Here is a 12,825-nt window from a genome sequence, read left to right on the forward strand (position 1 = left end):
TTCATCACCATTGCAGCACGGGTTGCGGCATTGTTCCGGCTTTTATTGTAGCCGAAATCAATGTGTGAACCTGCAATGTGAAGGGGTGTTGTTTACAGTTTGCCTTTCACGCTTTCTTTGGCGTATCCGGTCATTTCCACATAAGCCTGCCCTTGCAGGGGTTTTCCGGCCCGGCTGCCGCTGACGCTGGAACTGCCTTCCCAGTAAGCTACTTTGGTGGAACCGGCGGTGTAGAGTTCCTGATGGTCAAAGCTGGGGGTCACTTTCAGCGCCAGCTTTTCCGAAGGCACTTCAATCCGCCAGCCCACCGGATAGGTTCCTTTGCTGGCCGGGCTGGTCCAGTATTGACCCGTTTCAATGACTTTAAACTCGTTCAGGGTTAAATGGCGGCTATGTCCTTGGGCGTCCACCACGGTGCCGCTGGAATTGGGTTCAATGGAGCCGTCTTCTCGGCGCAGCAGGTAAAGCATCAGTTCGGTGTTGTCATTCAGCTGGATGCTAAACCAATCCCATCCGGTTTGTTCTCGACTGAGCTGGTTGCTGCCAAACTCATGATCCATCCAGGAGAGGCCCGTGACTGGCTCGGCCTTGCCATCGATGAACAGCAAACCCTCGGTTTTCAGTCGGGTCAGGGAATAGTAATGCGATGCGCAACCCACGCAAGCGGCCTTTTGGCTAACCCCGCCCTGTCCGTGAATGATCGGGGGTTTCAGGCTGGTCAGTAGCAAATGCGCCTCTTGCTTGCCATCCGGGGAGCTGGCCCGCAGCACCATGTGCTGGCCCAGCAGTTCGGCCCACCACAACTCGTTCCACACATAGTAACTGTCGCTGCGGGCTCCGGCCTGATTGAGCCCGGCCCGGTTCAGTTTTTCGTAATAGTGAAATGTCTTTTGGTTTTCATCGCTCAGGGCGAAGTGGGTGGCGTACAGGTTGTTGGTGTTCCAGGGAGAGCTGCTCTCGGAGCGAATTTGGGGATCGTTGCCAATGCGGAAGAATGTCAATTCATAGCCGTAGCGCTTGCCGGATTGGGTTTGCAGGTGGCCGGTGTAATACCACCATTCGGTTTTATACGCCTCATGAGAGGCGTGATCGCGGGGGAATTGATATTGATAACCCGGCAAGGCCGCTTTGTACTGAAAGGCCAAAGCCAGCGGTATCAAAAGCAATAAGCCCAACAGTGGCAGCCCCCAGCGGGGGATTTTTTTTAAAAATAATGGCAGGGAGATCATGGGATTACTCCGTTTTAATCACTTGGGGGGCAGGGGTTTGGGCGGCAATCCGGGCCGGGATGATGCCGGACACAATGGCGGTGATCATGACCAGACCAAAGGATTGCAGCAGGAAGAACCAGGGCAGTTCAAAGCGAATGGTCCACCCGAAGGACTGCTTGTTGATTACTTCTATCAGCAAAAACGACAGGGCCAATCCAACGGCCAGCCCGCTGGTGTTGCCAAAGAAGCCCAGCAGGCCCGCTTTGACCATTACAATTTTACCGATCTGGGCGTTGGTGGCCCCCAGATATTTCAGCAGGCCAAATTCCCGGCGGGCTTCCAGTACCAGGGCGAACAGGGCGTTCATCACCGCCAGCAAGGCCACGGCAATGGCAATCACATGCAAGGCGTACGTAATGGCAAAGGTGCGATCGAAAATGCGCAAGACGTTTTCCCGGAGTTCCTGATTACTGCGAATCTCCAGACGGCTTTTGCCTTGCAGCTTGGCGTGAATGGCCTGACGAACCGCTTCCGGGTCGGTATCCGGATTCAGGTAGACGGCCAGATTGCTGATGCGATTGTCTTGGTAAAAGCGGGCGTACCACTGCCGAGGCATCACAATGTAGCCCAAATCGCTGGAATAATCGTAATAAACCCCTTGCACCCGGAATTTCCGAAGGCCGGTGGGGGTGGCCAGTTCAATCAGGCTGTTTTTGCCTACTTTGTTGCGGGTGGAAAAGGCCTCGGTGACAATCACGGAGGGCTCGGCCATGACCCGCTTCAAGACAGCCTGAGGCGCTTCGTTGTCTAAAAATTGTAAATTCCCGTGTCGGGCCAAAACCTGAAATTGGCCCACCCCCAGGTTGGTGGGATTGCCGTGGTATTGAATGGGAAACTCATAAAAATCATCCACGGCGGCCACCCCCGGAATGGCCTGAATAACCGCCACCGCAGACGGTTGGATGCGACCGCTTTGCTTGCTGTCGAATTTGGAAACGGGCTCGATCCACAAATCGGCTTTCAGGGTCTGTTCCACCCAGGTGATGACCGTTTGCCGGAAGCTGCTGATCATCACCGCCAGACTGACCATCATGGCAATGCCTATCATCAGGCTGGCCACGGAAACGGCGGTACGGCCCAGCGCTCCCCGCAGGATCAGGCCGCCCAGTCGGGCTTCAATGCCCAAGGCGCGTTTCAGCACGGGTAATAAAGCGCTCAGTGAGCCTTTCAGCAAGAGCGGTAACCACAGGGCCGTGCCCAAAATGGTGCCCAGAGCGGCCATAAAGCCAAACACCGGTAGCCCATTGATCGGCGGTTGCAAGGCGCTGATCACCGCTCCCATCAAAAACAGGGTGCCTACAATGCTCAATTTGCCGGAAGACTCAAAGATTTTGGACTCATAGGTGGCCCGTCGGCTGGCTTCCGCCGGGGCGACCGTGGTGGCCTCCAGCACCGGGGCTAAGGCTCCCAGCAGGGTCATAATGATGCCAAATCCGAAGGCCTGCACAATTAACCAGGGATTGATCGAAAACTGATCCAGCACCTGCCCGGTATACAGGGCGGCCACGGTGGTGGCAATGGCCTTGATGGCAAACTGGGATAAAAACACCCCGAATCCAAGGCCCAATAGAGTTCCGAGCAGGCCAATCAGTAAGGCTTCGGTCACAAACAACCCGAAAATGTGCCGCCTGGAAAAGCCAATGGCCCGCAGGGTGCCAATTTCAGAGCGTCGCCGGATGATGGTGATGGACATGGTGTTGTAGATGAGGAATACCCCCACCAGCAGGGCGATAAAGCTGAGGGTGGTCAGGTTGTACTGGTAGGAGCGCACCATTTTTTCCACCTGCTCCCCTTTTTGGGCGGGCCGTTGTACAGTGACTCCCTGGGGTAGTTGCGCTTTCAGCTTGTCCTGAACAGCGGCCACGCTCTCTTCCGGCACCCGGATGTCAATTTTATGAATCAGGCCCCGTAGTCCAAAGGCCTGCTGGGCTGTGGAAAGATCCATAACCATGATCTGTCCGCCGTAGGCGTCGCCCAGCTCCCCTCGGGAGAGGATACCGGCCACCGTAAAGCGGGTGATACCATCGTTGAGATATAAATCAAAGTGACTGCCCGGCTTGAGTTGGCGCTGTCGGGCCAGTACTTCCCCCACGTATGCGTGATAGGGCTTTAAAATGTCAAAACTATTGCCGGAGGAGGCGCTCAACTTCATACTGTCCGCATCGTCCGCTTGCAGGTTGGAGAGCATGTCCACCCCCAACGCCCGAATCACCGGGGGCGGGTTGGCCGGGTCGCTGACGGTTTGGGTATCGGCCCACAAGGCGGTTTGCTCAATGCCGGGGCTGAAGTGGCTGAACGCTTTTCCCGGAACCAGCCAGATCCAGCCCAACTGATTCAGCAGGGTTTCATCCAGTACATCGCTTTGGGTGGGGTAAATGGTCAGGTTATTGGAGCCGCTGACCCGGTTGATGCTGGTTTTAAAGTTGCTCAGGGCCATTTCGTTGGCCAGATTGATGGCCAGCAGAATGGCCACCCCCAGGGCGATCCCCAGAATGGTCAGTAGGGTTCTCAGCTTGTTTTGGGCCAGGGAGCGACCAATCAGCCCCGGAATCCAGCGCAGAAATTTATTCATGGCGAATCTGACCGTCCCGCATGCGAATGACCCGATGGGCGCAAGCGGCGGCCTCCTCGCTGTGGGTTGCCATCAGGATGATGGGGCCGTTTTCCTGATCGGAAATTTCTCGCAGTAGTTTTAGGATGGCGGTGCCGTTTTCCGTATCCAGATTGCCGGTGGGTTCATCGGCCAAAATGACGGTGGGCTGATGCACCAGGGCCCGGGCGATGGCCACTCGCTGCATTTCTCCACCAGATAGGGTGGCCGGGAAAAAGTCGGCCCGATGGCTCATGCCCATCCGCTCCAGAATGGCGTTCACTTTGGTGGCCCGCTCGCTTTCGGGCAAGCGATCTTCTAAATCCAGCGGTAAAGAGACGTTCTCTCGCACGGTGAGGGTGGAAAGCAGGTTAAAAAACTGGAAAATAAAGCCTAGCTCCTTACGCCGAAACTCGGTCAGTGCTTTTTCGCTTTTACCAAACAGGGCTTTTCCGTGAAACAGCACCTGCCCACTGGTGGGTTCATCCAAAGTGCCTAAAATATTGAGTAAGGTGCTTTTGCCGCAGCCGCTGGGGCCCATCAGGGCCACAAACTCACCGGGCCGAATGGACAGACTGACCCCTTTCAGGGCGTTGACCTGATGTTCGCCGTATTCTTTTTTGAGTTGTTCAACTTGAATAATGGGTTGAGGGCTGGCGGACGAGGCGGTGGCAGACATGAACGGAAGGAACCTCTTGGGATGAACGCGAACGGAGCGACTAGGCCTGTTTTTGATTCTGTAAAACTTCCAGTGCTTTTTGCTGATGGGATTCTGGGTTTAATTGGGAGGCATAAGCCAGTCGCACGGTGCGATCTGGAGCGATGACAAATGTGGCCCGTCCCGGGAGCAGGCCCAGTGTTTTTTTCACCCCGAAGGCTTTGGCTACGGCACCATCGCTATCGCTGAGTAAGGGGTAGGGGAGGTTTTGTTGCTGGCTAAAGCCTTGATGCGACTCTTTGGAATCGGCGCTAATGCCAAAGATTTGCGCCCCTAAAGCGCGAAATTCCTGATAGCTGTTGCGAAAGGAGCAGGCTTGGGCCGTACAGCCCGGTGTATTGTCCTTGGGATAGAAAAACAATACCACCCAGCCCTTGGCGAGCAAATCATACAGACGAACCGCTTGGCCTTCAGCGTCCGGTAACTCAAAGTCGGGCGCGGTTTGGCCAACTTGCAAGGTCGGTTGGGGGTCCAAAAGATTGAGCATAGTCCCTCCAGTGATGTACCGTTCGGTAGCTTGCTTAGTTTATCATGCGTCAAGTCGGTCTCTCAGGCAAGCGATGGACCGGTTTGGGTTTTGTTAGGGTAGCCCGCCCTCAGGCAGTCCTTCAGGCCCTTAAAGACTTTGTTTGGGCGTCTGTCTGGTTGTCGTTTTATGAATGGCCTGCTTTAGCTACAATGGTAGTCTCTAAATGGATTTACGAACAGACCCTGTTGGATTGATCTGAGATGTCCCCCGCACCGACTCAACTTATAGATAGTTCTCAGCCGGAACTGAAATCTGCCGCCCAATGCCTGAAAGCGGGTGGTCTGGTGGCTTTTCCCACGGAAACGGTGTATGGGCTGGGGGCGGATGCCGAGAATCCCGAGGCCTTGGCTAAGCTGTACGCCGTGAAAGGCCGACCCACCCATCATCCGGTCATTGTGCATGTGGCCAGCGCTCAGCAACTGGCTCAGTGGGCGGTGGACATTCCAGAAGGCGCACAGGTATTGGCAGAGGCCTTTTGGCCGGGCCCATTGACTCTGATATTAAAGCGTTCTTCCCGGGTGCCCGATGCGGTGACGGGGGGACAGGATACCGTGGGCATTCGGGTGCCGGATCATCCTGTGGCGCTGGCCCTGCTTCAAACGTTCGGGGGTGGGGTGGCCGCGCCCTCCGCCAATCGGTTTGGGCGATTGAGTCCCACCACGGCCCAGCACGTTCAACAGGATCTGGGCGAGGATGTGGATGTCATTCTGGATGGCGGCCCCTGTCAGGTGGGAGTGGAGTCCACTATTGTGGCCTTCCGGGAGGGACGGCCAGTGATTCTGCGGCCCGGTCTCATTACTGAAGATCAGATTCAGCAGGCTTTGCAGGCGGCGTCAAGGGGTTTTGAACCCCAGTCAGGGATTTTGGCAAACGCGCCAACGTCTACAGTCAGTCGAGCCCCGGGTACTTTGGCCAGTCATTATGCCCCCCGTACTCCCTTGCGGTTATTTAGTCCTTCTGAATTACCGGTGCCATTGGCGGATTTACAGCCTCAAGACCGGATTGGGGTTCTGGCCGTGTCAGAGGCGGTGGTTTTGGCCTTTCCCGCTGGCTCCGTGGAAAAATGGGTTGAAATGCCAAACAAGCCGGAAGATTACGCCCGTTTGCTATACGCCACCTTGCGGGATCTGGACGCTTTGGGGCTTTCCTGCATTTGGGTGGAGCGGGTGCCCGCGGATGCGCCGTGGGCGGCGGTGGTCGATCGGTTGACCCGGGCGGCCTTTGTGGGCTAAAGTCGCTGGAAGGGTTGCTGTTTGGGTCTGTGTGGGGAAAGCGGTACAATAAAGCAAAGCGTTTCAAGTCAACGGCATTGAGGGGCAGTGACGCCCACCCCGCCTGAGGAACGATTTTAAATTTTGCCGACGCAAGTCGAGTTGACGGAGATTCCCATGGCTGGCCGACTCAAGCAAATTTTATTCAAGCCCTTTCATCAGTTTTTTCAGCTGCAAACCTCCGGCGGTATTTTGTTGCTGGTTGCTACCCTTATTGCCCTGTTTTGGGCCAATTCCCCCTGGCGAGACAGTTATGAAGGGCTCTGGCATTTGCCGGTAGGGCTGCAAGTGGGCTCCTGGCGTTTGGTTCACTCGCTCCATTTCTGGATTAATGATGCCTTGATGGCGGTCTTCTTCTTTGTGGTGGGTCTGGAAATCAAGCGGGAATTGTGGGTGGGAGAACTGTCTTCTTCCAAAAAAGCCGTGTTGCCCTTCATGGCAGCCTTGGGTGGTATGTTGCTCCCGGCTTTGTTTTATTTGGCAATTGTCGGGTCGCAACCGGTTCCAGCGGGGTCGTCCTATCTCTCGGGTTGGGGGATTCCCACGGTGACCGATATCGCTTTTGCCTTGGGCATTTTGGCTTTGTTGGGGGATCGCGTGCCTCTGGGCCTGAAGGTTTTTTTGACCGCCCTGGCCATTATCGATGACTTGGGCGCCATTGTGCTGATCGCCCTGTTTTATTCCCAAGGTTTGCAGTGGGAGGCGTTGGGCTCGGTTTTGTTGATACTGGGCGTGCTTTACGCTCTGAATCGCCTGCAAATCCGCTCCGCGCTACCCTATACCTTGTTAGGGCTGGCTTTGTGGTGGGCTATTTTGCAATCGGGCTTACATACCACGCTGGCTGGCGTTCTTTTGGCTTTTGCCATTCCGGCTCGTTCTCGTTTAAACCCGGTGGATTTCTACGAGCGAGGCATGGTCTCCCTGAAACGCTTTCAGGCGGCTGATCTGGATCCCCAACCCGTGCTGATGTTGACCAATCAGGAGCATCAAGCCAGTGTGCAGGAACTGGAGCTGATGTGTGAGGCGGTGCAATCGCCCCTGCAGCAACTGGAGCATAGTTTGCATCCGTGGGTCAGCTACGGCATTTTACCCTTGTTCGCCTTGGCCAACGCCGGTGTTCAAATGCCTTCAGGGGGGCTTGGAGAGGCTTTGCTGCATCCCGTTGGTCTGGGGGTACTGGCGGGCCTGTTTTTGGGTAAGCCGCTGGGTATCTTTGCCCTTTCCTGGCTGGCGGTTCGGTTAAAACTGGCGGAGTTGCCAGAAGGTGTGAACTGGCCCCTGATTGCCGGGGCGGGTATTTTGGGGGGCATTGGCTTTACCATGTCCCTGTTTATTGCGGATTTGGCTTTTTCCACGCCCGATTTTGTCAATGGTGCCAAAACCGGTGTGTTATTGGCCTCTGCTTGCGCCGGTCTGGTGGGGTCGTTGGTTTTGTGGAAGTTACTCTCCGCCACAACAGAAGCGGAACACTAGCTGCATGTTCGGGTGGCGCACCGACTCCACGGTTGCTTGAGCTGAAATAGGCACTAAGTTCCCGCTTTAAATGAAAGGACTGGGGGTGCCGTGCAGTTGAATGCCCTGAGCTTCCGCTTCTTTACGAACCGTTTGCAGATCCTGCCACATGAGCCACTTGGGGCTGCCTTCCGTTTGGGAAGGGTTCCTGAGCAGGTAGGACGGGTGGAAAATGGGCATGAGCTTGGCCCCGTTCGGGCCCTCAAACCATTGTCCCCGGATTTTGGTAATGCCTTGCTTGGTCTTTAAAATATCCTGGACGGCAGTAGCCCCGGCCAGCACAATGATTTTGGGTTGTACGTTCTGGATTTGACCGGACAGGTAAGGAAAGCAGGCTTCCATTTCTGATGCTTGCGGCTTGCGGTTTTGGGGCGGACGACATTTCACGGTGTTGCAAATATAAATGTCCTGCTGGCGATCAATGCCCGCCGATGCCAGCATTTGAGTCAGCAACTGTCCGGCCCGCCCCACAAAGGGAATGCCGCTTTCATCCTCTTGTTGGCCGGGACCTTCGCCAATCAGCATAATCTGGGCTTGGGGGCTGCCATCCGAAAACACTGAGCGAATGCGAGTGGCTCCCAGAGGGCAGCGCATACATTCTGCGGCGGCTTTGGACAGTGCTTCCAGACTTGAACACACGGCTGGCCCTTGCAGCAGGGGGATTTGCATTGGGTGTTTCCCACCGAGCCCGACTTTACCCCTGAATCATACCGAAAAAAGCCAGCTCTCACCAGGCCCGTTCTGGCAGCCAGCTTGGCATGGGGCTGTAAAGACTTTTTCGAACCGAATACCGGACAGCGTGAGCTGTAAACTCGGCAACACAAAAAATTGGATCGACCTGAACAATAATCAATTGTTATTATTAACTATAATGATCTATCTTTGAAGCTGTCAAGAAAAAGCACGGCTAATGATTGCGTTTGTAAACAAATCTTATGTTAACAAACCATACTCATCAAAAAAGCCGATCTGCGTTTAAAAAACAGATCGGCTTTTTGAAATGACACCTGCGGATGAAACATCCGCATTTGTTTAGGCCAGGAAGCGACGGGACAGCTTGGGAGCTTTGTTGTCTTTGGCGTCGGCCTCTGGGGTGGCTGCCACTCCAGTCGTCATTTTTTCCGGCTCCAGTTCGGTAAACGTGGGGCCCTGGTTGGAACCCTCCGTCAATTCCATCATAGAGCGTGGCGTTCTGGGGATCATCACCGACAATTGGAGTAGCTTCGCCGCTTGCACCAATTCCTCATAGCTCAGGTATTTTTGGTTTTGATCCAGTAACTGAATGGTCTTCCAGTCAAAGTTGGGAATTCCGGTGACGGTTTTACCCGTGAAAGTTTTTATCAAGGAGGCCAACAGAGGGTTACCCGGGCTAGCTTTTATATCCTGGGGTTTCTTGATGTCAAACAGTCCGAGTCTGGCAAAACTACCCCAGGGCAATCCGGTGGGTTTAGCGGAATTGAGCAGAACTAATTCACCATTGGGGCCACGACTCGCCATTCTGGCCAAGGCTGCTGTATTCATTCTTCTTGAGAGTTCGGTATTTTGAGTGATTAGAGAGGGTTCTAATAATCGTTTTTTGATTTCCAGCAGTGTTCCCATTGCGGTGTTAATTAACTCTTCAGCGTTTCCACCCTGGGCATCATCGTGAAGTGCTTCGTGAAGTACTGTGTCGATGAGATGTTTCCAGTCTTCGCCTTGGTACCTGGGGTTTAGCCACACCTGTTGTTGGGTTTCATTACTGAAACGGACACTGTAGCCGGTAGCGTCCTGAAATGGAACAGGGTGAAATTTTAAGGTTGAGAAGCGATTACTTTTGTAGGTGTTAACAACAGCACCAAAACCCATTGCTTGCAGGCTGGCTAACATGGCTCTGATTTTGGGATCATTGTTGGTTTTTTTCTTTAGTATGGGGTCATTAAACACGGCCAAGGCCTGGGCGTTTTTTAGTTTGTCCCCCTTGGTAATTTTGTTGAGGAAGGGTACCAATTGGGCCTTAATGCTGGTTTCAGTATAAGGGATCAAGCGGGCGGGCTTCATGGGCTTGGTAAAGGGGAAGGTTACTTTACTGAATAATTCATAATTCCGCGGGGTCAGGCTGGAGGCGTTCCAGGCGGCCTGAGCGGCTTTCTCTTTTAAAAGACTGGGTGAGGCAACTGCTGCTGCATAGGGCTGACGTCCCGAGGGTCTACTGGCGTTTGTGTTCAATAGCTTTCGCTGGCTGGCTTTGCTTTTCGCATCCTCGGTAGGCACTTTCTCATCCTCAGAGCCCGCTTCAAAGGCATCTCCCGGTTCATCCAAAATCAACGCATCCCAGTCGGTTTGTTGGCCTTGGGTCAAAGCGAGCGCTCGGTGGTGATCGACACCCAAAGGCGAGGCCTTCGTCAGGGCGTTTTTATCCGGGTTGGCCTTAGCGCCAGTCAGCGAAGCCCCGGCGCCGGATGAAGCCAGTAAAGAACCGATCAGCGCGGTTTTAAACACAGAGGGTTTGTTTTGTGCTTTCTTGCCAGCAAAGCGCGGCTGGGGAAACGGTGTCGTTGTATTAATCATGGGACGATGAGCCTTCTTATATAACTGACCACTTGAGAAACAAATCCAAAATTACTTTTGGCTGTTTTTTTAACCAGGGAAACGTGAACACTTGAACCATCAGCATGCTATTGCAAAATAAAGCTGAGTCAAACAGTTCTTTCTTACAAAAACTGAGCCCCCCTCAAAGCGGGCTCGGTTGTAATATTTCTTAACTGGTGGGGGTAATGTCAGAGCCGGGCGGAAGGAAGCAACTCCAGCGGCTCAAAAATTTCCACAGGCTCGTTTTTGCCCTTTAATTCGCACCATCCCAGGCTGCGCACTTTAATCCGATCCTGCACTTTTTGAAAGGTGGCCGCCGAAATAATAATGGTGGTGCCGTAGGTTTTGTTCTTGCCTTCCAGACGAGAGGCCACATTGACCGCATCGCCAATCACGGTAAAGTCCATAAAATCCTCGGAGCCGATGTTGCCAATCATCGCCTCTCCTGTGTTGATGCCGATACCCATTTGTATGGGCAATTGGCCCTCCTGGCTTTGCCAGGCCTCCATGGCCTCTCGCATGGTCAGGGCGGCGCTGACGGCCAAAAAGGCATGATCCTCATGATTCAGAGGAAAGCCCCAGTAGGCCATAATGGCGTCCCCCATCAGTTTGTTGATGGAGCCCTGATACTGGTGCATGATAATGCCATTCATGGTGGAAAAGTACTGAGATAGATAGGTTTGCACCACTTCGGGTTCATTTTGATCGGAAAAAGCCGTAAAGCCCCGGATATCACTGAATAGAAAGGTCATCTCCCGGCGCTCCCCCCCCAGCGTAATCTAGCCCGCTTGTTGCTCAATTATTTTAAGCACACTGGGCGAGACGTATTTGCCAAAGGCATAGCGCATTTGCAGGCGCTGTTTGTGTTCCTTGGTGTACTGGTATGCGTACAACCCGCTAAAGCACAGGGCCAGAGCCAGGATGGGATAGATGGCGTATATCCATATATTCCATTCATGGTAGGCGTATAGGCAAATTAAAAAATGCCCAGCGGCCAGACTGAGGCCAACGATCAGGTTGATGAGGGTGGATGGGAATCGGGAAATGGATAAACCCAGCAATGTTGGTAGCCCCAGGAGGCAAAGCAGATTGATCCAGCCGGGTGCGGGCCGAACGAAATCGTTGTGCAGGGCGTTATCCAGCACATTGGCCATGATGTAAAACCCTGGATAACGGCTGCTATAGATGGTGGGGTGAACGTCGAAGTTGGGATTGACAAAGCCGATGAGGGTGAACTGGTCTCGAAACTGATCGGGCTGGAGCAAGGGGTGCTGAGGCAGGCCAGGTGCTTGGCACAGTTCTGCGGAGGGATTTTCCTGACAGGCCAGACTCAGTTCCGAGAGAACCACATCGGCAAAAGAGTATTCCGGGTATACGGGTTGTTGAGGGTTCACGCCCTGCCCATACCACTTGATCAGGGGCGAGCCGTCGGCTCCCAGGTCCAGGAGCTGATCTTTCCAGCGCAGTTGCCCCTGCTGGCTGAGCTTAAAGTCTTTCTGCTCCAAGGCCACCGTTGCTAAAGGCAAGGACGGGAAGATGTGACCGCCGTATTGAGAAAAAACGGCCCATCGCCTGATTTTGGTCTGTGTGTCGATGAAGTGACCACTCAAGTCGGTGGTAAAGGTTCCCAGGGTGGCGGAGTAAAAGCGCATTCCGCTGTAGAGGAGGCCGGTGTAAGGAGCCACCAGGCTGTCATAGCGATTCTGGTGTTGATACACGGGGAAGTCCTTGAGCCCTTGCACCGTGATGGTACTGGCCAGCAGGGCTTGCTGAACTGCCTTTGGCTGTGCCTTCCAGCGCTGGGCCGAAGGGCCCAGATTCTCAAACATGAGCTGCGAAATGACGGGAGGGCTGCCCTTAATGCTGTTGACCAAAAACTGATCCCCGGCCCGATCGTCGAGGTGGTCTCCCCCATTAAAGCTGACATCCAGAATGACCGCTTTGGGTTGCGTGCGATTCAGAAACCGAATGGCGTACCCGGCGGCCCGTCTGGAGAAGCTGGTGCCGAACAGACGCCGGTAAATGGGATTTGCTTCGGTTTTAGCGTCAATGCTGATTAACCGGATGGGACTTTGATGCGCGCGAGGCTGGGGAGGGTGCCACTGCTGCACAATGTTCAGCAGATCCAGCTCCCAGGCAAAAGCCATTTTACCCAATGGCATCAACGCTATGCCGCAAACCCACAAGCCCAGTAGCCACAGTAATGAACGGTAGCCAGTTTGCGCCACCCTTTGCCACAGTGTCACCCGACTAGAAACCACGCCAAAACCCAATCCGCTATGCTTTAAAAACAAATATAGTTAACAATTGTAACAAATTATTCAAGTTCAGGCGGTGCTGACCGAAACCGATGCAAACAATCATTT

General features: G+C 54.1%; 10 protein-coding genes. 2 read left to right on the plus strand and 8 right to left on the minus strand.

Annotation, left to right across the window (positions count from 1 at the left end; all coding sequences use genetic code 11):
* Positions 1–92 precede the first annotated feature (92 nt).
* The 4 genes from DF283_RS01435 to DF283_RS01450 are packed head-to-tail and all read right to left on the minus strand — an operon-like array spanning position 93 to position 5,066.
* Positions 93–1,229, minus strand: a complete 1,137-nt coding sequence (locus tag DF283_RS01435) for a lipocalin-like domain-containing protein (RefSeq protein ID WP_303672826.1) — start codon at positions 1,227–1,229, stop codon at positions 93–95.
* A 4-nt stretch (positions 1,230–1,233) separates the two neighbouring features.
* Positions 1,234–3,843 carry an ABC transporter permease gene (locus DF283_RS01440; protein WP_303672828.1) on the minus strand — a complete coding sequence of 870 codons (2,610 nt, stop codon included), beginning with the start codon at positions 3,841–3,843 and terminating at the stop codon, positions 1,234–1,236.
* Positions 3,836–4,540, minus strand: a complete 705-nt coding sequence (locus DF283_RS01445; protein ID WP_303672830.1) for an ABC transporter ATP-binding protein — start codon at positions 4,538–4,540, stop codon at positions 3,836–3,838. Before DF283_RS01445 ends, DF283_RS01440 begins: the two co-directional genes overlap by 8 nt.
* 40 nt (positions 4,541–4,580) lie before the next feature.
* The gene (locus DF283_RS01450; protein WP_303672832.1) at positions 4,581–5,066 is read right to left on the minus strand and encodes a peroxiredoxin; all 486 of its coding nucleotides are present in this window, start codon (positions 5,064–5,066) and stop codon (positions 4,581–4,583) included.
* Positions 5,067–5,308: 242 nt separating this feature from the next.
* On the opposite strand from DF283_RS01450, the gene DF283_RS01455 reads away from it, so the two are divergent.
* Together DF283_RS01455 and nhaA are read left to right on the plus strand one after the other, a co-directional pair.
* Positions 5,309–6,340: an L-threonylcarbamoyladenylate synthase gene (locus DF283_RS01455; RefSeq protein WP_303672833.1), complete on the plus strand. Its 1,032-nt coding sequence runs from the start codon at positions 5,309–5,311 to the stop codon at positions 6,338–6,340.
* Positions 6,341–6,463: 123 nt separating this feature from the next.
* On the plus strand, positions 6,464–7,852 hold the full coding sequence (gene nhaA, locus DF283_RS01460) for a Na+/H+ antiporter NhaA (protein WP_303672835.1): 1,389 nt from the start codon (positions 6,464–6,466) through the stop codon (positions 7,850–7,852).
* A gap of 66 nt (positions 7,853–7,918) precedes the next feature.
* Here the strand turns inward: nhaA and DF283_RS01465 are convergent, their stop codons facing one another.
* The 4 genes from DF283_RS01465 to DF283_RS01480 form a co-directional block, all read right to left on the minus strand.
* Positions 7,919–8,560: a uracil-DNA glycosylase gene (locus DF283_RS01465; RefSeq protein WP_303672837.1), complete on the minus strand. Its 642-nt coding sequence runs from the start codon at positions 8,558–8,560 to the stop codon at positions 7,919–7,921.
* 363 nt (positions 8,561–8,923) lie between these two features.
* Positions 8,924–10,438, minus strand: a complete 1,515-nt coding sequence (locus DF283_RS01470; protein WP_303672839.1) for a hypothetical protein — start codon at positions 10,436–10,438, stop codon at positions 8,924–8,926.
* Between the two features lie 209 nt (positions 10,439–10,647).
* Positions 10,648–11,211, minus strand: a complete 564-nt coding sequence (locus DF283_RS01475; protein ID WP_303672841.1) for an adenylate/guanylate cyclase domain-containing protein — start codon at positions 11,209–11,211, stop codon at positions 10,648–10,650.
* 27 nt (positions 11,212–11,238) lie between these two features.
* Positions 11,239–12,720 (minus strand): CHASE2 domain-containing protein, encoded by a 1,482-nt coding sequence (locus DF283_RS01480; RefSeq protein ID WP_303672843.1) that lies wholly within the window; start codon positions 12,718–12,720, stop codon positions 11,239–11,241.
* Positions 12,721–12,825: the final 105 nt, after the last annotated feature.

The organism is Vampirovibrio chlorellavorus (genome assembly GCF_003149375.1).
GTDB lineage: Bacteria > Cyanobacteriota > Vampirovibrionia > Vampirovibrionales > Vampirovibrionaceae > Vampirovibrio > Vampirovibrio chlorellavorus_B.

Coding starts and splice junctions, on each gene's coding strand:
- DF283_RS01435 (WP_303672826.1), bottom strand. CDS start 1,229: ATGATCTCCCTGCCATTATTTTTAAAAAAAATCCCCCGCTGGGGGCTG.
- DF283_RS01440 (WP_303672828.1), bottom strand. CDS start 3,843: ATGAATAAATTTCTGCGCTGGATTCCGGGGCTGATTGGTCGCTCCCTG.
- DF283_RS01445 (WP_303672830.1), bottom strand. CDS start 4,540: ATGTCTGCCACCGCCTCGTCCGCCAGCCCTCAACCCATTATTCAAGTT.
- DF283_RS01450 (WP_303672832.1), bottom strand. CDS start 5,066: ATGCTCAATCTTTTGGACCCCCAACCGACCTTGCAAGTTGGCCAAACC.
- DF283_RS01455 (WP_303672833.1), top strand. CDS start 5,309: ATGTCCCCCGCACCGACTCAACTTATAGATAGTTCTCAGCCGGAACTG.
- DF283_RS01465 (WP_303672837.1), bottom strand. CDS start 8,560: ATGCAAATCCCCCTGCTGCAAGGGCCAGCCGTGTGTTCAAGTCTGGAA.
- DF283_RS01470 (WP_303672839.1), bottom strand. CDS start 10,438: ATGATTAATACAACGACACCGTTTCCCCAGCCGCGCTTTGCTGGCAAG.
- DF283_RS01475 (WP_303672841.1), bottom strand. CDS start 11,211: ATGACCTTTCTATTCAGTGATATCCGGGGCTTTACGGCTTTTTCCGAT.